Below are 20,802 nucleotides of genomic sequence, written 5' to 3'. Positions count from 1 at the left end.
TCCGCAACGAGCGTTAGGGTTTCAAGGCGATGCCACGATCGCGAAGATAGCCGTCCAGTCGAGCCGCCGATCCGTCGGAGGCCGCGATGGCGACGTACGTGTCAGGCCTTAGCAGATAGGCGGCATCCCGGGCCAGACCCGCTTTCCCGTGTTCCGGTCGCCATTCGAATACGTGTAGGGCAACCCCGTGGTCACCGCACCATGCCACGAGATCGGAATCGGCCTGCCCGTAGACGTGGACCTGCCAGCGGACTTCGCGGAGCGGATCGTAGTTGTCGGCCCCCGCCACTGAAACCCAGGGAAGTCGGTCTCCGCCCTGGACGCTGCCCGCTTTCCCTTCGCTAAGAGGACTGCCTTCGTAGCTGAGCGTCGTCTGGGAGACGATACGGAACATGTATTCGCGGACGTTTTCGCTACGGTACGCCACACTGATGAAGGTAGGCGCGATCCGCGTCCTGACGAACTCGGCGAAGCCGCCTTCAGCCGTCGCGAAGGTGAAAAGCTTGTCGGTCGTCTCCACGAGCTTCCGCGCGAATGCCTTGCGCTCGATCTCGTAGCTGTCGAGCAGGCTGTCCGGGGCCTGCCCCTTGACGACTGCGGTCAGCTTCCATGCGAGGTTGATCGCGTCGAGGATACCTGTGTTCATTCCCTGCCCGCCTGCGGGGCTGTGTACATGGGCGGCATCGCCCAGGAGGAATACCCGGCCCACACGGAAACGGTCTGTGACCCGGTGATGGACGCGATATGTGGAGAACCAGTTGACCTTGTCGACCTGCACGCCGAGGCCCCGGATCGCCTCTTGACCCACGTCTTCGAACGAGAGGGTTTCCGGATGCTCGGCGCGCTCGCCACGGACCGTGCCGATAAGGCGATACTGATTGGCCTCGCCGTAGGGCATCACGAGGACGAAGTCGGATTTGTCGAGCGCGACGTGCGCGTCGCCAGCCGGATCGACTCCGCCAGCGACCACATCGGCGACGTAGAACAGCTGCTTGTACGTGCCGCCTTCGAAACCGCCCCCGATCTGGTGGCGAACGGGCGAGCGTGCGCCGTCGCATCCAGCCAGATAGCTGGCGGTGCAGGTTTCTTCCTGGCCGTCGTGATGTCTGAGGATGGCTTCTACCCGGTCGCCCTTGTCTACGAACGACAGCAGTTCGGTGCCCCGCTCGATCTCAATCCCCATCGACGCGAGACGATCGACCAGCATGCGCTCGTGACGATCCTGCGGATACACCAGGACGAAGGGATAGGGCGAAATCTCCTCGCCGGCATCGGCGAGTTTGACCTGGGCCTGGCGCTTGCCTCGCGCCCACATGTTCATCGCCGGGGTCTTGTATCCCGCGGCGGCGACTGCGTCGGCCATGTCCAGCTGCCGGTAGAACTCCAGGGTGCGGGCCTGCACCGCCATCGCGCGGGACGTTTCGCCCGGGCCGCTGCTTTTATCCACGATCCGGACCTTGAGTCCCTGCTTGGCTAGCCAGAGAGCGAGGACCAGGCCCGTCGGGCCAGCACCCACGATGAGAACGTCGGTCTTTTGCATGTTGTTTTCCTTTAATGACTCATGGGTCATTAAATAGCACAGGAGGCCGAAGTTCAATAGGGAACGTGGTCCGACGTGCCGCTGGCCGTTCGCAAGCTGCGTTGCGGCGACCTTCGCTCGTCGCCTGAAACCTGAGAGTTGATGTACATCAACAGTAGGAGGGTTCCGTTGCGCCAGCCGCGCACGCCCTGCCGACAGGCCTGATCAGTCCAAATGGCTACGAAGAAAGCAAGCGGCGCGGACGCTTCGTCATCGTGGACGAAGTGGTTAAGACCTCGCAGACCAGCTGTATGCCAGCGCGCCGTCATGGGACGGGAAATGGCTGCGCCCTCTGCTACGCGCAGCGGGACATCCCCGGCACGAACTGCGTCTTCGGAAATCCGACGAAGCATTCGCGGCCGCCGCGGGAGCGGTTCTGGGGTCTTAGGTTTCGGAACAGAAACTCGCAGACCTGGTGAACGACGTCATAGCGCGGCGCGAGCCGTCCGCATCCCCGCATCGTGCGCTGCCTGATGCCCTGCTCGAACTCGAGCGATGGAACCTGGTGAGAGCGGAAGCGGTGGCTCGTCGGGGGCATCAAGGGACAGCCTGTGGCATCTTCCCGGTTTTCGGGTATCTTCACGCAAGCTCGGCACATGGAGGCACCCGATGTTCATCAAGACGGTCGAACCAAGCGAGGCGACAGGCGAAATCGCCGCGCTTTACGAGGCGGAAATCAACTCGATGGGCCAGGTCATGCAGGCCACGCAATGCTGGTCCGCTCGCCCGGATGTCATCGCCCCCATCGAGAACCTGCTCCACCAGATACGCGACGGCTTTTCCCTCGGCCTCCTCAATTTTCGCCTGATCACGTTCGTCGTGGCGGGAGACGTGCCATCGAGCTATTGCTCGCACGTCTATTTCCGCAGCCTTTCGGGCGAGCTCGGCCGTGATCAGGTTCTGGCGATCAGGAAGGACTTCCGCAACGCCGGACTGAGCGATCAGCAGGTCGAGATGCTCGCTTACGCGCAACAGATCACCCGCGACGCGTCCAGGATCACGGAAGCCGACATACAGCGGCTGCGGGATGTGGGTCTCACCGATGTCAACATCGCCGATATCGCGCTTGCGGCCTCGTTCAGAAACTTCATGAGCCGCTACTTCGACGCGGTCGGCGCGACCGTCGAGCCTGAATTCCTCGATGACGATCCGGTTGTCAGGGAGATAATGGCGGTCGGACGGAAATAGGGTCAATCAGAGCTTTTGTTACGTCGCTTCTGCCTGCCGCCTTGATGGTGAAAAGCTCTCGGAGAGGCAGGGCTCCCGGACTGAGTGGAACATTTGGGATTCCCAGGGCGTTCGCCGAAACTATAAGGAGAACCCAAATGCCTGGCACGTTCGCCACCGTCTACATCGTCGCGTTTGATCTGGATGACCGTGACCAAGCGGTGCAGGCGTTCGCACCCCGGGTGGCCGCCAGTGAGGCGGTTGCCGTTGACGAAGCTCGTGAACTCGAGGGCCGCCACGCTGGTGTCGTCGTGTGGAAGCGCGAGGGCAATCCTGTTGTCGGCGAGGAAGGTGAGCCTGAGATCGTGTTCAGCGTCGGCAAGGTTGGAGATTTCGATTAGGCACAATTACTCGTGAAGACCCCAGTTACGGTCCTCGTCGTTTCGTCGGTTGTCGGCTTCAGGGGGCTTCCCTGTTCCAGAACTTCTTGCCTCGCCGTCAGACCCAACCCAATGGAAGGTGACCTCGTAGCCAGTACTCTTGCCGCTGTTGCTGGAGTATCCATGAAAGGTTTTTGTCACTGCGATGCCCGCTAGCGTAAGCGTCCCTTTGCCTTTGGGAGCGTTCGCCCAGAATATGCGGTCCAAGAGTCGATTGTCGAGAAAGTCACGCTCTTCGACAAGCGATATGTCCTTCACGCAGGCATCTCTCCGGCGACGCTCCGCAATCTGCGTACGAAGAGTGTCCGACTGCTCCAGGTAACGCTCCGCCTCTGGAGCTTCTCGCACGTTCTCACCCTGATCCATCGGCAATCTATTCTCTCGGTATGCCAGGAGAATCGCCACGGCGGCGTCGGGACCAACAACCTGAACCGTGTCGAAAATCCCGTCTCCTCGATAGAAGATGTCCCGCTTTTCAGCGGTCGACAGTAAGTCTCCGTCCAAAATAAGTGATCTGGTTTTCCGCGGCTTGACCCCGGGTAGCATCTTGATGAAATCAGTAAGTGAACGCATGCCCTCTCCTAAATAGATGTCGTCGGCCAACCGAACCCGAACCTGCCAACGTAATATCTATCATGTAGGTACTCGAGGTCCTGCTCCCAGTGCCTGATGGCCTCGTCATACTTGTCGCTGTCCTGATACTTGAAGTTCTTGGCAAACGAGGCGAGACAGTGCGCCATCTTGTGCAGTCTGATGGAAGACCCGTTCGGTCCCCACTCGGCCATATAGAGCCGGTCGAAAACCGGAGGCAGCGCGTTTTCGAAAATTCGGGACAGCAAAGCGTGTCTATACGAAGAATGCTCCCCATCTTTGCCGACCTTGTATTCAAGGTATTTCAGCATGCCTTCGTGACGGAGATCGCGATAAAGTCCGTTCCGTCTCCCGCCAGGCGTTTCAGTAGAGGGCCACCTGAAGTAGGAGTCGTCGGCAAGCGTCTTCGCGCGTCGTTCCCACTCCTTTGATATCGCCATCGACATGATAGCCGCATCGCCGTGAAGATGTTTCTGCGACCCGTCGTCTGATATCCGGACGGCGTTCTTCCACATGCTCAGGAGCTTGTAGGGGTCTTGTCCCGGAAGCGATCTGACTAGACGTTCGACATCCATTGTTCCTGACATCCGCGCCGTCTTGGGCTGCGCCGCGCATGCTTTCGCGTTTTTCGACGGTTCTAAATCCGGAATAGGCTGACCATCGGCATACGGTAGAGCGATAAGCTTTTTACCCTCCGCCTTGACGGCCCCCACCTTCTGCAGATGCGCGATGACCAGACCAAATGCCTCGGAGAAACAGGTCGTTCTGAAGCTCCCAGGCTCGTAAACGCTGACTTTGACCTTGTCAGCGGGGTAATTCAGCAGCGTGGCGACCTTTTGCCGAACAACCGCTTTTTGCGCTGAGGCTCCACGGATAGTGACAACCGCCGCCTCCATGATTTTGTCGGGAGACGGAATTTGAAGAGAAGATGGCTCTTGTGGGCGAACCTTCCGCGGCGTGACTGCTTTCGCGACCTTGGCGGACGGCGGGCGCGCTGTCTTGGTGCCTGTGAGGATCGCCACTGTTCTGGGTGTCATGGCGATTTCGACATGCGTGCTCTCTGTAGAGGCTGCGCTGGCGAACCCCTTTTCGACCATGGATGCCGCATATCTCTCAAGGTCAGCTCGGGAAACGACACCGCTTGACCCGTCGTGTTGGAAATCGAGTTTTCCCGGTTGAAGCGACACCGATCCCGCAAACCCTCGTCGGGATACCTGAGCGGTCACATCCGCTTCAATGCGGGCCTTGACGACCTGCCAACGGGTAACGACCACCGTAGGCCTTGCGGCCCTGCTACGGGCTGGCTTCGTCCGCTTAGGTTTCGTTCTCTTTGCTTTCATCCCCGCTCTCCCAATGACGACAATAGGCAACGGCGCGGAACCCCGTCAACGTCACCTCATGTAAGCTTCCGGATCGGGGAAAACCGGGCTAGCTTCGCGCCCTCGACAATGATTCAAGGCGCTGATGGCAACGAACATAACCCTGGCCGACCTGACTGCCTGCGACGACGGCGCTGTCCTCGTCACCAAGGGTGCCGTTGGCGGGTCACGGCGGCACATTTCACAGGTGGCGAATGGCCTTCGCTGTGGTTGCGTCTGCTACGGATGCGGGCGTGCTCTAGTCGCCAAAAACGGCGGTGACCAAAATCGTCATCACTTCGCACACCAGCCCGACGAGGTGACGGCGAACTGCGCCACGGCGGGCGAGACCGCTCTTCACATACTCTCCAAGGAGATCATCGCACGACATCGTCGTGTAAGCCTGCCCGCCACGTCAGTCCTCGGGATCGACGGCAAACCCGTCGAGGTCACCCCTGAGCGATCCATCGATCTCACGGATGTTCGCCTCGAAGTCGTCGCCTTGGAGGTCGTCCCGGATGTCACGGCGACTATGGCCTCCACCTGGTCGACATCCACGATGTGCCTGCAGACAGATGTTCTCGGATCATGGAACGACCAGAATGTATCTCCCTTGACGACCCAGTCGAAACGCGCAGGTTCATCTGCCTCGAACAGAATCGCGGCCGCTTGCTGTCGGGAATACGCTGTCGTGGCAACGAAGACCTCGGCGGGTAGCCTGATAGGAAGGATGTTTACCAGCGCTTCTTCCCCACCTCCCAAAGGCGGTACGAAATATCCGAACCCCGCTTTCGGGACGGTAAGCGCGCCAAGACGGTCTACTGCTCCTTCGTCGAGGGTGTCGATGGTCTTGCTAAAATTCAGACGTCGATCCTGAAACTCCTCTCCCCTTGGGATTTCCTTCCAGTAGAAGGTGTTGTCCGACCGCCGATGGAGGACGATGATGATCGGCAGGTTGCTCCGCGCCAGTAGGCTAGGTCTTCGCTTTTGAGAAGGTAATGGAAGCCGCTGTCGTCCTCGCCGGGATACTTCGCCGACTCGGTGGTCTTTACCTGGACGGCGATCATCTTGGCCAGTGGCTTTCCGTGGTCCATAACCTCCACGATGGCATCGATGCCGGCTTCGAGCCGTGACCGTGGGTCGAACTGAAAACCGATCTTCAGGAATTGGAGCTTCGCCGACGTTTCACCGATCTCACCGACGATCTGATTCTGCGTGACGTTGTTTGCCATGTCGGAATGATAGGCAGAGGTTTCGGCGACTGCCAAGCTAGAAACCAATGTAGCCACGAACATGTCCGGTATTTGCCATCAAAGCTGTTTTTGACGCATGACCTACAGGTAACAGTGGACTATGTGCCGAGGGCACTACCTATTCTTGCGGTGACAAGCATAGATTGCACCAGGATAGCAGACTCGATTCGGCGAGGACGACATGAAGACATTTTACGCCTACCCATCGTCCGAACCTGAAGTGACAAAAACTATTCAAGATGCTCACAAGGCATTGGGGGCTGCAAGGCCAAGCTTATTTCTGCACCTTTGGCAAGCAAACGACATCTGCGGCCTACCTTTGACCGACCCTATTTTCGAACATATCCAGAAGAGCGATTTCATCATTGCTGACATCACCGTTCTGAACTTCAATGTCACATTCGAAATCGGTTATGCAATTGGTCAGGGAAAACGCGTCTATCTGACCAGAAACAGCAACTTTAAGCGAGATGTTGCAACGATCGACAAGATCGGCATCTTCGATACTTTAGGCTTTGAGAGCTATTCGGATTCCGTGAGCCTTACCAAGCTCCTTCAGAGATTTGGAGGCGACAGCGCGGTTCCGCTGAGGAAGCTGCTGAACCCGAAAGTCCCCATCTACGTATTGCGAACTCCCCAGTCCAACCAAGCGATGCTTTCAATTATCGCCAGGATCAAGAAGGCTCGACTAGGGTTCAAGGGATACATTCCAGATGATGAACCCCGCCTTTCTGCGCCGAAGGCAATCGACGATATCGCGGCCTCGTTTGGCGTCGTAGTTCCACTGCTTGCGTCCAACTTTGCGGACGCTGACGTCCATAATATCAGAGCCGCATTCATCGCCGGTCTGGCGCTCGGAATGGGGAAAACTACAACGATCCTTCAGCCGAGGGGCGGACCTGCGCCTCTCGATGTCAGGGATATCGTCCAGACATTTGACCGTCAGGAAGACATATCCGACATAATCGGCGAGATGGCTCTCGAAATTACCGAGAAACTTCAGGCTGATGACCCCCTGCCGCTTCCGAAAGGTAACTTTCTCGCGGAGCTTAGGTTTGGCGATGCTGTAGCCGAGAATGAATTCCAGACACTAGGCGACTACTATCTTCGCACCGACCAATATCAGCGGGCATCGCGAGGCGACGTGAACCTTGTAGTCGGACGTAAAGGCGCTGGCAAGACAGCGCTGTTTTCCCAGGTCCGCAACAGCAAGAGAAGCAATGTTAGTAACATCGTCGTGGACTTGAAGCCGGAAGGCTACCAGCTCATTCGATTGAAGGAAGACGTTCTCGACTATCTAGCCGAGGGTGCAAAAACCCACTTGATAACGGCCCTGTTCGAATACGTCTTCTACCTTGAAATCTGCTACAAGGTTCTGGAGAAAGACGCTGACAGACATCTGCGGGACAACACCCTCTACGAACCGTACAACAAACTGCAGAAAGTCTATGAAGCAGGTGCTGCGGGAGAAGGCGACTTCTCCGAACGCCTTTTGGGAATATCCCAGAATCTAGTCGATGCGTTCAAGGACAAATTCGGGACTGACAATGGCCAGAGACTTAATGCGGCTCAGGTCACCGAACTTGTCTACAAGCACAACATCAAGGAAGTACGCGATACGCTTTCGGCGTACCTAAAATTCAAGGGCAGCGTCTGGATACTATTCGATAATCTGGACAAGGGTTGGTCCTCGCATGGCTTGACTTCAGGAGACATTCTGATTTTGCGGGGCCTAATCGATGCCGCGCGGAAAATTCAGCATCAGATGCAGGCACAGCAGCACGATTTCCACAGCGTGGTTTTCGTCCGAAATGATGTTTATCAGCTATTGATCGAATCGTCCGCCGACTATGGCAAGGAGAGCCGCGCGACCTTGGACTGGACGGATTCTGACCTACTTCGCGAGGTCCTCCGCCGTCGATTGGTGTCTAATGCCCTTCCTGAAGACACGCCGTTCGATCGCGTCTGGTCACAAATTTGCGTGTCGCACTACCAAGGCGAGGAGACATCGCAGTTCCTTATCGACCGCTCGCTAATGCGGCCCCGAAATCTCATCAAACTACTCGCCCATTGCAGGGGATTCGCTGTTGGCATGGGTCGCCCGAAGATCGATGAGTCCGATTTGGAGAAAGGCCTGAGGGCCTACTCCCTTGATCTCATCACGGAGGCCGATCAGGAACTGACAGATATCCTCGGCGTGGACACCAGTCTTGTCTACCACTTCATCGGTGAAGGGAAAAACTTCCCGCATACAAAGATTGCCGACATCATCGTTGCCGCCGGGATAGACCCGGATCGCGTTGATGACGTGATAAAGTTCATGATCTACTATGGTTTTTTAGGGGTTCACACCACCGACCACGGCGTGAAGTTCATCTTCGATGTCGGCTATGACATGAAACTGATGCAGGTGCTGGTCTCCAAGGCGGGCAACGACATCGCTTATGCGTTGAGTCCAGCATTCGATGCCGGACTCAATTTCTGATGATTGCCTCAAAAAAGGTCACTGGATACAATCGAATTCAATCCATCGACAAGGGGTCACCGTGCTTGTTCAACGGCGAGGATATCGATGGTTTGATCGCCTCGTAGACGACGTTGATGTCACCGGGCCAAGCGGATAACGGACTTCGCGATCACCGCTGATAAGGGGCTTTTACTCCGCGAAAGTCTCTGATAGCTCGTCACGGGAGGCAGACACCTGACTCCCTCGCCTCCCGCCGCCTGCCTTTGTGGTACTCAGAGCGCCGCGTCTTGAACATTTCCTCCCTCTCGAACAGCCTTGTGAACAGGTCATTCATTTCGGCAATCCAGTCATCATCGTCGAGATCGAACGTGAAAACAGGTCCCATCATCGCCGGTGCCACGATGGCCTGCACCGTCCGGGTCTTGAGATCGTAGGTGATCGGCAACACGGACAGCCTCGTAGTCGTGCCCACGGTCTGCCCGCCTGGCATCGGCCGATCCGAAAACAGGAGCGTGGGGAAACGTTCTTTCGCCGTCGACCGGAGCTTTTCCCAGAATGAGATGAGCGCAGGGTCTGTCCCCACCGTCGGGTCGATGGTCAAGTCCAGCGCCTTCATGACCTCGGCCCTGTCGTAGATCGTATCAACGAAGTGCGCTTTCCCGCCTCGCGCCCTTGCCGAGGTACTCGCATGCTGTAATGACATCGCGCATGTCGCGGACGTCCAGGATTGGACACTTCAGCTTCTCCTCGAACCCGAGCCGTCCTAGCAGATGGTGAGCGAACCCGCCGATACGAGCCGTGCGGGGTTTCGGCCCCAAGACTGTGGACTACATGGGTGCCTGGTCGGGGCGGATTCAATCGCCGTGGACCGCCACGTGAGGACCTTCGCCAAAAGCGTTGGCGTAATGGAAGACGACTATGACTTCCTCAAATCCAGTATTCTGCTGCGCTGCCGATCTGCTGTCACTGCCCCGGTGGGAATTCGACGCGTGGCTATGGAAAACGGAGTCGGCCGCATCGATCCCACAGATGGCGTTCGGTTTTTGATCGATTGAGTAGAAATCGGGCTCCGTTGCCGTCCGTGGACATTATCATGGCCGCGGTCGTGGAAGACTTTTATGCCCTGCATTCCATGCAGAACTTAAACGATCTGATACTTCAATCGCCTTTGGACGAACGCGGGTCGTGAACCCTCGAGGATTTTAACGATATGGCCGTTCGTGCTCGGATGCTCGATCGCGCCGCTCTCGTAACTAAAATGATACCCGTTCACCTTATCTAAACGGACGTAGACGATCTGTTCGGCGTCCGCACCAACCGCGAGGTTTGGGTTATGAGTGACTAGGATGACCTGGCGCGTCTTTTTGGCTTCCCTTATGCACCGCGCCAGCACCGCAAAGATGCTGTCGTTGTCGAGATTGTCTTCCGGCTGATCAATGATCAATGGCGTGCTGTCCATGTCCAAGTGCAAGTAGAAGACGAGCAAAAGAAGACCTTTTTCCCCCGGCGACAATTGATTCAGGTTTTTTCCACCCAGTCTTAACTCATAACGTGCCTCGAAATACTCGAGAGAATAGAGGAAATCATAAAGTTTTTTTACGTCTTTCACCTGCTTCTTGATGTCGGTCGGCCTCATGGACGCGATAACTTCGTCGACGAAAGGCAATACGCTTTGCATGGAGTTCCAGTCGACGGCCGAAAGTCGCTGCCTCAGTTGGTTGGCACCCTCTTCCACGCCGCGGAATGGTCCACTCATCGCCTGATTCAGAAACGAAAAGAACTCTGTGCCGAAGTTCGATGACAATACGAAAGACGCGTCGATCGATACATTGAAATCGCCCGTGCTAACGGCGGCAAGTCTGGTTTCAACCTTGCTCTTCAGTTCCTCGTAAAACGTCTTGATCTTCCGCTTGCACTCGAAAATTTCGAGGCAGAGGGAATGTCTTGCAAGGTAAGCCTTGTCGAGCTCGCCCGCGAGGTCCTTATCAACTCGTGCAATCCGCATTTCCAGATCAGCGATTGTGCCAGCGACGGGCGCATCCCAGTCTCCCGTTAGCGCGGCGATCTTATCAGCTATTTCACGGATAGCCTGGCTGTATTTCTGGTATCGCTGCTGTGGCGCTGAGAGGGCGTCCCGCAAAGCCTTTATCCCGTCCGAGACATACTGGTGGGCAGCACGCATATCGGGAATACTGCGCAGCTTCGAAATATCGGTTTTTTCACTGACGACCAACTGAGCATCGTGCTCGAGTTCCCGGATTGCACCAGCCAGCTCCTTCGAGCGAGCGGATATCGCGTCCGTATCCGTCGTGACGGTTATAACGTTGTCCAAATCGAAGCCGAGGCTGCCGAATCGCTCCTTGAGGCTGATTTTGTCGGCATCGACACGCGCCTTGACGGCTGTGACGGCCTCCAACAGCTCCTGCGTTTCCTGGAATGTTGTTTTATTGGCCGCAAGACGCACTGACGCGTCCTTCCCCCGGGCAATAAGGCCATCGAGAATGGTGGTCTGAACGCCGATTCCGTCATTCGCCGCTTTCTGCTCATCGCTCTCGGTCGGTGGCTGCTGCTCTTCCGGAGGTTTAGAAGCCTCGAGGGCCTGAACCTGAGATTTCAGCTTATCAAGCTCCGCCACCAAACGCGCGCGGAATGCAGGCTCGGACTGCGCTTCAAGTTCAACGATCCGGACGTTCAGTTCGCGTAGGCGGCTTTTGAGCTGACTCGCCTCTTGCCGACTGTTAAGCGTCTTCCGCTCTTCCAGTTCATGGAATGACGAGGCATCTATCCTGTCACTCAAGTCCACATGAGAGAAGACGACGTCCTCGATCTCCCGCCTGAGCTCTTGGACCTCGATTTCGTTCGTTAGGCTCTCGAAATAATTCTGAGGCAGGTACTTCACCGCCTCCGGCTTCAGTTTGTCGGGATCGTTACTCAGCAACCGCTCTGTCGCGGAGCCGCTCTTCCACGTTAATTTTGCCCTGAAATGCTCCGCGTATCCAGGACGTTTGAACTTTTTGTTCGATGGATTGTCTGTCAGAAATGAAAAATATTTCGCTTGTCGCGTGTCTCCTAGCAACGCCAGGATATCCGCGATTGCACTTTTACCACTGCCCTTGTTACCTATAATGGCCGTAAGCTCTGGATTAAACGGAATATCGACACTCTGGAACCACGTCCCGTTCTGTCCCCCATAGGTGCTGGTGGGAGAGATGTTCAGCCTGTCGATGAACCGTGTGCCTTCCCGTTCAAGGCGCGTCAGGACAGGAGGCTTATCGCCGATGAAAACTCGATGCTCCGGTTCGAACAGGGTCTGCCTCAAGCCACGGAACGTAAGGTTTGCCTTGATCCAGGTCGATTGAAAGCTGGGCTCATCGCCCGTCAGTCGCGAGAGATCGGCGAACGAGTGGGCGTCACTGCCGTCGAAAACGGGCTTGGGATCGGATTTTGCTCCGTCTTCGTAACGGGAATCGAGAAGGAAGTAGGATGAACTCCCGGCCTTTCCAAAGAACGCCGCGCTGGCACGATCCAGTTCGTCGGAGATCGACAGGCTGCGTTGCGACTTCTTCGCCGCACCCCGGAGTCCGTCGTTTCCGGCCGCCGTAACAATGAAGTATTCCTCAGGAGAGAAGCAGTTTCGCAGCCCCTCCTCGATATCGCGGACACTTACCGTTGCCGCCGCGAATTGAGCTTGCTTTAGTTCGCCGCACCGTATGCGTCGACCGCCACCGGCTGTAATGTGAGTTTCAAGATCACTCAGAAACTTGGCTAGGGCATCCTGTGTTGCAGCCTCTGGGTCGATCAAGACATGGCTGTTTACGTTTCGCCCGTCGGTACTGACCGTTTCCAGCAGTCGGAATTCGATATTGGGGATGAAAAGCTTTTTCCCTCCCGGCACAAGTTGGCGGTACCTGGCTATGGTTTCGAGATAGCCGTCAAAGGAGAAGTAATCGGTGATTCCAAAAGCCTGGACCGCTGATGACTCCAGCGTCTGAATATACCTCTCCCAGAGCTCGTCGGAACGAACGCCATAATTGTCCGCAAGCTTCGTACCTGGTGCGTGGACGTGTAAATCCCATTTTCGCCAGATCGATCCTCGCTGCTCCTCCGTCTTCGACGAAAGCTGCATCCCCTCAGTCATTCAATCACCCCGATACCACAGTCAGCCTCGGCGAAGTAAATCAGGTCAGCGTTCAACAGACATGGCGTGTCCGACTTTCAATGACCCGTGCACTCAAAGACTGGATATGCCCCACAACGCAAAACTGAACTCCCGCGCATGGTACTCGTGCGAAACGGGCAATCAAGGGTTTTCTGATATCGCGATGCCTTTCCAGTTGACAGCACTAGGCTGCTGTCGAAGAACCTCGCGCACCTCAGAGGCGCTCATCGAACGTGCTGTTATGAGCGTGTCGGCGATATTACGGAGTGCTGCGTTCCGGAGGTCTAGGATTTCTTTCGCGCGGGTGAACTGCCTGTCGAGGATTCCGGAGACCGTGGCACGGACCCTGAAGTCGCCACTGCGCAGCTTACCCAGTTCGTGGTCGGGAACGGCTTCGATCGCCAATGTGCTTCCCATCCCGAAACTCACTTCAACTTTCGTGGCGAGTGCTGTTGCCAACCCCAGATCAGAGTTCGGATCGCCGGCGCCAGATTCGGTGAACTCGCCGAATATGAGGGTTTCAGCCGCGAGGCCGCCGAGATACATTGTGATGAGATCAAGGTAGAAGGACCGTGTCTTCAATGGGAAAGCTTGCCTCCTGAACAACGCCCCGCCCAGTGTATTCACGCCCTCGGCCAAGACTTTATCCGCAACGCTTATCCGCTCCAGCTCCATTCCCAACTCAAGGCCGACGATCGCGTGTCCCGCTTCGTGAAACGCTGCTACCCGCATGTGCTCGACGGGAAGGTCGATTATCGGCTTTGCCGCTTCCAGGACTTGTTCAAATCCAAATGGTGTTCCAGAGCGGCGGGCTATTCGTCTCCCATCTCTCACTAATTGCTTCAGCCCTGCACCTGCCATGCCGGCAGTGGAACGGGCAAATTGATCTTCATATTCTTCGGGTAGGGCAAACCCGGCATGAAACTGGAATATCTGCTGGCGCGTCGTCGAGTCCGGCAGCGGTATTTCGAAATGCCGATCAAGCCGTCCCGGTCGCAAAATAGCAGGGTCGATATATTCAGGATGGTTAGTGGCTCCCACGACGACAATCCCGGCACGACGCCGGAAACCGTCAAGGAGCTCGAGCAGCCCGTTTATTACTTGCCGTCTGTAGTCCGCATTTTGACTGTCGTTGACCGCTCGGCTGCCTATCGCATCGAGTTCATCAATGAACAGTAACGCAATTCCTTTCGACTGCGCTTCCCGGAAACTTTCACGCATCGCCTTGAGAAGGTCATTGAGATACCCGGCCGCCTGCCACTGTGCGGCCGACGCGGCGACAATCGGCAAGGTACAAGTCCGCGCCAATGCCTCGGCAAAGAGTGTCTTGCCTGTCCCCGGGGCGCCCGAAATCAAAGCGCCAGTGTCCACGTCATCCCATGAGATAAGACCAGCTTTGAAGTCCGCGAGATCGCGCGCAAGTTCAAGACCCCATTCTCTTGCCGGACCGAGACCGCTGAGGTCAGATAGTGTTGGCCCGGCGGCGACTTGCGTCACGTTTTGCACTGGTGACCGGTCGGCCGTTTCTCGAAGGCGCCGCAGCCCTGCAGATACCGTGCGCTCGGGGGGAAACGCGTACACGAGCCTGGTCCAAGACTCGGACGCTATCATTTGGCTCTCAAGTGCCGTCACGACGTGGCCGAACCGTCTGAAAGTCGCCTTGACTTGGTGAGATGTCGGTTTCGGGATCGTCAAGACTACATCTGCAAACAGCCTGAGTTCTTCTTCAACGTCGTCCAGGCTGCTACAGAAAAGGATACCTCGGCCGTCTTCGGCCGCGCGCCTGTAGACTTCCAGTTCGGATGGTCTGTCGCTCTTCTGCTGTTTTATAGCCCGCACAAATGGGTCCGAATATCCTCGTCGATTAAGAAGTTGGCGCAGGAACAGGCGAGCGGCATGGATATAGCTATCGATCGAATCCGGCGTAGCGACCTCAAGGACCGCGAGCGACGAGGTCTTCGCCGCAACATGATGTCGGAGTGCTGCGACTATTCCGCAATATGCAAGGTGGATCGGAACGGTTAAGTCGGACTGATCGCCCGCGCCGTTCTCCTTCCAGAGAGAATGACCTCGCGCCCTGCGCGCTTCACGTTTTTGCGAGTGCGGCAAGGTCGATCACCAGATTTGGAATGAAGGATTGTCGCGATGTCTCGCCTGGATATCCTAACGGATTGCAAATCACTCTTGTTCTGCCGATTAGGTAATCGCTAGGCGAGTGTATGTGACCGTGCACCCAAAGGAGCGGCTCGTATTCGAGGATTCGATACTCGAACCTCGACGCAAACGAGGGCGTCAGCCCGTCCTTCAAAAAATGCCGAGGGACCGACATTAGGCTTGGCGCGTGATGGCTTATTATGACCGTCGGCAATATTGGTTGAGACCGGTACACATTGTCGATGTCGATGGCAGCACGGCAATGAAGGTGAAGGCTCTCCTGCGGACTGAAGCGCTTGAACGGCGTCTTTGACAATTTTATGCGGCGATAGTCGTTCAGCTCGTCCTTGGCGATGGCCATTGCTAATCTAGGCTCATCATGAAGGTCGAAATTGGTCCAAAGGGTTGCCCCGATGAAGCGATATCCCCCGAGAACGACCGAGTCTCCATCCAACATAAAAAGGTTGTCATACGCTTCCGCGAGCTTGTAGCCTGCGGTAAGCCCCTCCTTTATAGAGCTTCGATAGTACTCGTGATTACCCGGCACGAAAACGACAGGCATATGTGGCGCAACGAATTCGGCTAACCACAAAATGCTCGCAATCACTCCGCCGTCGAGGACATCACCCGCACAGATGCAGACGTCGGCGTCAGGGATTTTCGCGAGCTTGAACTCCGGGTTTGTCTCAATATGGAGATCGGAGAAAATCCAAGCCCTCATGGTTGCCTCGGATATTGCTTTTCCCAAAATTCGGGCTCCACACGATTGCCCAATCGGTACCACCGGGAGAACGACCGAGCTAATCCCTTCTGTTCATCGAGGTAGAATAGCTCACTGGAGAACAGAGATTTTCCATCTTCTATGGAGGGGTGACCGGTGGTGATGCCGACGAGGCAGGGAACGGCACGCCGGGCTAAAGCCCAGTTGTCGATAACAACAGAAACCTTTTCGAGTGCCGGTGTGCCTGCGCGCAGGTCGTTAGCAAGGCATTGCAGACAATGCATCAGCTCTATTTTCGTGAGTCCAAACCACTGTAAGGAGGATGAGTCGCTCAAAGTCTATTTTCTCCAACATTTTTAGGTATTCTAGACACCTATTTTTTGCACTTTATACATTTTAATGGGTATTTAAAGACCCTATTTTTGTTTTTATTGACTTTCATATCGACGACCGGCTGAACCGGTGTATGAAGCCGCAAGTACCACCCGCAGCCCTTCGAGCCGCCCGTGCATTGATGGGTCTCTCCCAGTTAGAAGCTGCCGCTGCAGCCAGCGTTGGCCCTAAGTCGCTGCGGATTGCGGAACACGGAACCCGACCAATCGACGAGGTCAACGCTCGACTTCGAGATTACTACGAGATGAACGACATCGAATTCCTCGGTATCGTAGAGATTGGCTCGGGAACCGTACGAGGTGCTGGCGCCCGGTGGTGGGACCCAGAGACACCTACTCCACGAGCGTCATCAAACTCGGAATACAGCTACTGTGAAACTGACGTATCGTTCGCTGCGGCACGTGCATTTTCAGGGGTGAGCATGAAAACGGTCGCTGAGGAGTCGGGGGTCCAGTATCGTGTCTTGAGTGCCGCGGAAGATGGCATCGCAATCTCGCGGAACGAGAGAGAGAAACTCTTTCATTTTTACAGCGGACGCGGACTAATTCTGCTTGGTAGACGCGACCTCGAAACCGACCTGTACTTGGGCGTCGGAATAATGGAGCGATTTAATAGATAGTATTTGTAATTTCTTCATTTAAAATAATAACCGGGAAATGTCCTTAGCGTAAAATTTCTATAAATTTTTTTTGGTTAAAAATATCGCGAAGCAACGCCATACTGTTTGCAGAATAAATTTGGGACCAGCTTGATCGATGTCGGGATAGAGTAAGAAATATTAAAAGTCGTATTGACATCATCTCCACGATCAGATCATATTATTGTACGGGACAGCAGGGATGCGATGACCGTAAAGGGTTATAATTTTTCGCTTAGCTGGCAGTGCAACCGAAAAAATTCGGTGAATGTCTAGCGCCCAGTCCAGCAGATGAGACGGTTTTTAGTGCGATTCGCACAAAAAAGACGGGGGCTTCCGCCCCCGAAACCCCCGAGGATACGAAAAAGGGTTATAGCTTTTTTGCGTTCCTGTATGAATTTGCTAGGTTTTCCGATACCTTCCAAAAATAATGAAATTTGGCGCGTGACAAAACAGTTCTCGCCGTCGCTCCAGATTGTCAGGTCGTCGGGAAAGGCAGGAGACGGCCGCGCGTCCCATGTCCAGACGAACACATGATCCGGATCGACCATGCCGGCGGGTGCCGCCTCGCCCTGCCACCAGCCATGATGCGCTTCGAGAAACCGTCGCTGCTGGCTGTCGGACCGCCCGCCGGACGAGAAATACGGCAGGCTGCTTTCCACCGATTTCGGATCGACAAACACATTCGGCTGGTTGGCGCCCTTGTCGACAGCTGGGCAACCCAGTTCGGTAAACCAGATCGGCTTCATCCCGGGCAACCAGGCCGTCGCAGAACCGCTCTCCACGCCACCCACCCGGTTATAGTGACGGTTGACCCACCATCCCTGGATATCCTTGGCCCGATACACCCAGAGCTTGCCCGCCAGCCCGTCGGTGATCGGCGAGCGCAGCCGGTTCGCCCGGTCGGCCTCGCTTGCGTAATACCAGTCGAAGCCCTCACCCGCCGCAATCTGCGCCGCCATCGCCGCCCGGTCGTCGCAGGACCGGAACCCATACGGATTTGCCGCCGCCAGATCCTCGTCGCGCCAGTCGGAGAGCGGCATGTAATTGTCGATCCCGACCGCATCGATATGAGGCGACGCCCAGAGCGGATCGAGATGAAACAGCACATCGCCGGAACCGTCCTGCGGATGGTAGCCGAAATATTCGCTCCAGTCGGCGCCATAGGTCAGCGCCGTCGCCGGTCCGACAAGCGCCCGCACATCCGATGCCAGCGTCACCAGCGCCTCGACGAACGGAAACTTGCCGGTCTCATCGCGGATCTGCGTCAGCCCCCTCAGTTCCGACCCGATCACCAGCCCGTCGACGCCACCGGCCGAGACGGCGAGCCCCGCATAATGCAGCACCATCCGCCGATAGCCGTCCGCCCCACTGGCAAAGGCCTCGACCTGCGTCCTCGCAAGCGCTGTCCTGTCGGCACTTCCCGCCAGTCCCGGGGCCGGATGACAGGTGATCCGCCCGCGCCAGGGGTAGCTAGCCTGTTTCGTCTGACCATAGGGATCGGCCAAGCCATTGCCCGGCGCGATGTCCATCATCACGAACGGATAGAGAAACACCTTCAGCCCGCGCGCCTTGAGATCCGCGATCGCCGCCAGCACGCTCGCGTCCCCAGGCGTGCCGCCATAGGCCGGACCGCCTCCCGACGAACTGACGCGGTGCGCCGCGCTCCTGACCACCCCTGCAACCGACCATGCCGTGCTCTCGTCGCGCCGCGTCTCCACTTCGACACCCGGCAGAATGCGGCATTGCCCGGCGCGCAGATCGGTCCCGAACCAGGCGACGACCAGCGCCACGCTCTCGAGATTGGGGCAGATCGCCTGCAGTTCGTCGAGCGAAGCCTGCCAGTCCGTCTCAGCCACCATCGTGTTGCGGTTGAGAATGCATGCGCTGCCTTCCGCCGTCTTCTCGGTCACCTGAACCGTGTGATAGCCATGCTCGGTGGCGCCGGGAATGATCGTCACCGCCCGGATCTGCCGCTCCAGCGTCCCGACCGGCCGCACCACCTCGAACTGCAGCAGCGGAATGCGGTTGCCAAACGCTTCGAGCGGCAACCGGTCGAACACGACATAGGCAAGCCCACGATAGGCCGGCGCCTTCCCTTCGCCCTGCTTTGCCTCGATCCGCGGATCCGGCAACTGTGTCTCGTCGCCGGCATGAACGCGCATCTCGATCGCCGTCAGGTCCATTTCCTGACCATCGGCCCAGACGCGCCGCACGCAGGCGATCGGCCCCTCGCAGAGCCCGACCGCAAAGTTGGCGAAATACTGAAACGTTTCGGTCTGAGACCCGCCCGTCGCCTTGGCGCCGGTCCGCTCCCGCGTCGCCTCCTCCTCGAACCGCGTCGCCCAGATCAGCGTGCCCCCGATCCTCGCGGTCCCATAAACCCGGCTGACCGGCGCCCCTTCGTCCGCCCCCGGAATGCGCGCCGTCGCAAGTCTTGCTCCCGAGACGGTCGAGGAACCGCCGAGCAACGCCCGATCAACAACGCTCCCCGCCAACGCCCCCGCCGCCCGCCCAAGGATCGCCCCGACAGGACCGAACACCCCACCAAGTGCCGCACCCGCCGCCTGAAACAGGATCGTCGCCATGGAATCCCCTCACGCCGACCCAGTCGTGAACTGGATGCGCGCTAAAATAGTGAAACTATCGGATTGTCGGATGGAGGTGGCTGCCCTCACTACTCCTAGGTGGCTGCCCCTCACTTGCTCGTTGGAGGCTGCCCCTCACCCTAACCCCGCCTGCGGGGAGAGAGGACGTGCCTCGATTGGGGCAGGAGCAAGCTGCTACCCTTCATAAGGCGGCGTCGAGAGTTTTCCCGGCCCGTGGATAAGCTAGGAGCCAGCGATGTTTTGATCGCACTAAGCTCAATCGTCTCGGCCGCGATGCGATCAATGTCATCACGCCGGTGAACGAATGATCCCCACTTTAAGACGACCGAGAAAATTGACCTGGAACGTATAAAAGAAAAAAAATAAACGTATAAATCGCCAAGAACACCATTATACCATCTAATGCGGTTCCTTTTTCGACTACCAACATCCCGGGGCGGATGCCTGTAGCGTATATAAACAGAGATATTATTACTGCCTCACTGATTATACCTGCTGCAATCGCATTGCAGGCCCCTCGTATGTCGTCGAGAAACCGAGGAATAAAAGCTAGCGAAACAACAATAGCGCCTAAAATAGTGCCCAGAGGAAAAAGATGGGTTTTAAAAAGATCCTCACTGAGGAAAAACAACAGAAAGAGAGAGAACAGCATCGTGGATGCATTCGTGGCGAATATTCCAATATAATTTATCTTCGAACGCTGATTTTCGATCATTAAATCCTATCCGTCCCAACTATTCCGCTTTGGGTATGATCATCAGGTGTCAGGCGCAAATAGCGACGGCGACCCAGCTTTCCCGATCCTCATTTTATGGAGTTCACGACCTAGTAAGCAATCGAACGAGGACATCGGAAGGTGCAAAGTCGTACCCCGTCGCATCTCGTCGTGACCAGTTCAGTCCGCATGTCACTCCGTCTGCAGTGAGGCTTGGCAACCAGCGCTTAATAACCTCTACCGACGGAATTGGCACTGGCTTGAAGCCTCGGTACGCCGAGACCCTCTCGACGACTGCTCGGGCTCTGGTTTCAGCTGACTAAAATGGCATAGCGGTTTCGCCATACGCGTTAGTCGAGTTTGGGTAAACGCTGGCGCCCCGTATAGACAACCATGGAGGTGATGTCATGAGGCTTTGGCCAATTGGCATGACGCTTATCTTGAGGGTGACCCGGACGGGCTGGTCATTGTCCGACCGGATCTCATCCGTAATATAAGCATACCGATGGATGGGGTTCCAGCCCCATCCATTACTCCATGACTATACGCCGGTCCTTGC

14 protein-coding genes and 1 pseudogene are annotated in these 20,802 nt (G+C 56.6%); 3 read left to right on the top strand and 12 right to left on the bottom strand.

Annotation, left to right across the window (positions count from 1 at the left end; all coding sequences use genetic code 11):
- Positions 1 to 13: 13 nt before the first annotated feature.
- Positions 14 to 1,540, bottom strand: a complete 1,527-nt coding sequence (locus J3A65_RS06020) for an FAD-dependent oxidoreductase (protein WP_209900298.1) — start codon at positions 1,538 to 1,540, stop codon at positions 14 to 16.
- 334 nt (positions 1,541 to 1,874) lie between these two features.
- Positions 1,875 to 2,117, bottom strand: coding sequence for a hypothetical protein (locus tag J3A65_RS06015; protein WP_209900296.1), 243 nt, complete (start codon positions 2,115 to 2,117; stop codon positions 1,875 to 1,877).
- A 71-nt stretch (positions 2,118 to 2,188) separates the two neighbouring features.
- Here J3A65_RS06015 and J3A65_RS06010 point away from each other — a divergent pair, with 71 nt between their 5' ends.
- Entirely contained in the window at positions 2,189 to 2,767 is a 579-nt protein-coding gene (locus J3A65_RS06010) for an alkylhydroperoxidase (protein WP_209900294.1), read from the top strand.
- Positions 2,768 to 2,904: 137 nt separating this feature from the next.
- Positions 2,905 to 3,147, top strand: coding sequence for a hypothetical protein (locus J3A65_RS06005; protein WP_209900292.1), 243 nt, complete (start codon positions 2,905 to 2,907; stop codon positions 3,145 to 3,147).
- 6 nt (positions 3,148 to 3,153) lie between these two features.
- Here J3A65_RS06005 and J3A65_RS06000 read toward each other — a convergent pair whose 3' ends face one another.
- The 3 genes from J3A65_RS06000 to J3A65_RS23325 all read right to left on the bottom strand — a co-directional run bounded on the left by J3A65_RS06000 (position 3,154) and on the right by J3A65_RS23325 (position 6,403).
- Positions 3,154 to 3,759 (bottom strand): hypothetical protein, encoded by a 606-nt coding sequence (locus J3A65_RS06000; RefSeq protein ID WP_209900290.1) that lies wholly within the window; start codon positions 3,757 to 3,759, stop codon positions 3,154 to 3,156.
- An 8-nt stretch (positions 3,760 to 3,767) separates the two neighbouring features.
- On the bottom strand, positions 3,768 to 5,117 hold the full coding sequence (locus J3A65_RS05995) for a hypothetical protein (protein WP_209900288.1): 1,350 nt from the start codon (positions 5,115 to 5,117) through the stop codon (positions 3,768 to 3,770).
- 878 nt (positions 5,118 to 5,995) lie between these two features.
- Positions 5,996 to 6,403, bottom strand: coding sequence for a DUF4365 domain-containing protein (locus J3A65_RS23325; protein WP_245341489.1), 408 nt, complete (start codon positions 6,401 to 6,403; stop codon positions 5,996 to 5,998).
- Positions 6,404 to 6,569: 166 nt separating this feature from the next.
- On the opposite strand from J3A65_RS23325, the gene J3A65_RS05985 reads away from it, so the two are divergent.
- On the top strand, positions 6,570 to 8,873 hold the full coding sequence (locus J3A65_RS05985; RefSeq protein WP_209900286.1) for a hypothetical protein: 2,304 nt from the start codon (positions 6,570 to 6,572) through the stop codon (positions 8,871 to 8,873).
- A gap of 199 nt (positions 8,874 to 9,072) precedes the next feature.
- Here the strand turns inward: J3A65_RS05985 and J3A65_RS05980 are convergent, their stop codons facing one another.
- The 7 genes and pseudogenes from J3A65_RS05980 to J3A65_RS05950 all read right to left on the bottom strand — a co-directional run bounded on the left by J3A65_RS05980 (position 9,073) and on the right by J3A65_RS05950 (position 20,243).
- Positions 9,073 to 9,471: a hypothetical protein gene (locus J3A65_RS05980; RefSeq protein WP_209900284.1), complete on the bottom strand. Its 399-nt coding sequence runs from the start codon at positions 9,469 to 9,471 to the stop codon at positions 9,073 to 9,075.
- Between the two features lie 525 nt (positions 9,472 to 9,996).
- Positions 9,997 to 12,993 (bottom strand): TrlF family AAA-like ATPase, encoded by a 2,997-nt coding sequence (locus J3A65_RS05975; RefSeq protein WP_209900282.1) that lies wholly within the window; start codon positions 12,991 to 12,993, stop codon positions 9,997 to 9,999.
- A gap of 162 nt (positions 12,994 to 13,155) precedes the next feature.
- On the bottom strand, positions 13,156 to 15,123 hold the full coding sequence (locus J3A65_RS05970; protein WP_209900279.1) for an AAA family ATPase: 1,968 nt from the start codon (positions 15,121 to 15,123) through the stop codon (positions 13,156 to 13,158).
- Entirely contained in the window at positions 15,101 to 15,889 is a 789-nt protein-coding gene (locus J3A65_RS05965; protein WP_209900277.1) for a metallophosphoesterase, read from the bottom strand. Before J3A65_RS05965 ends, J3A65_RS05970 begins: the two co-directional genes overlap by 23 nt.
- Positions 15,886 to 16,224 carry a hypothetical protein gene (locus tag J3A65_RS05960; RefSeq protein WP_245341488.1) on the bottom strand — a complete coding sequence of 113 codons (339 nt, stop codon included), beginning with the start codon at positions 16,222 to 16,224 and terminating at the stop codon, positions 15,886 to 15,888. The genes J3A65_RS05965 and J3A65_RS05960 overlap by 4 nt, the downstream gene beginning before the upstream one ends.
- A gap of 1,150 nt (positions 16,225 to 17,374) precedes the next feature.
- A pseudogene (locus tag J3A65_RS05955) lies at positions 17,375 to 19,507 on the bottom strand (glycoside hydrolase TIM-barrel-like domain-containing protein); the annotation flags it as partial.
- A 337-nt stretch (positions 19,508 to 19,844) separates the two neighbouring features.
- The gene (locus tag J3A65_RS05950; protein ID WP_209900273.1) at positions 19,845 to 20,243 is read right to left on the bottom strand and encodes a hypothetical protein; all 399 of its coding nucleotides are present in this window, start codon (positions 20,241 to 20,243) and stop codon (positions 19,845 to 19,847) included.
- Positions 20,244 to 20,802: the final 559 nt, after the last annotated feature.

Source organism: Rhizobium sp. PvP014 (assembly GCF_017876855.1).
GTDB classification, from domain to species: Bacteria; Pseudomonadota; Alphaproteobacteria; order Rhizobiales; family Rhizobiaceae; genus Neorhizobium; species Neorhizobium soli.
Note: the sequence above shows the minus strand (reverse complement) of the source record. Positions and strands in the feature narration are given on the sequence as shown.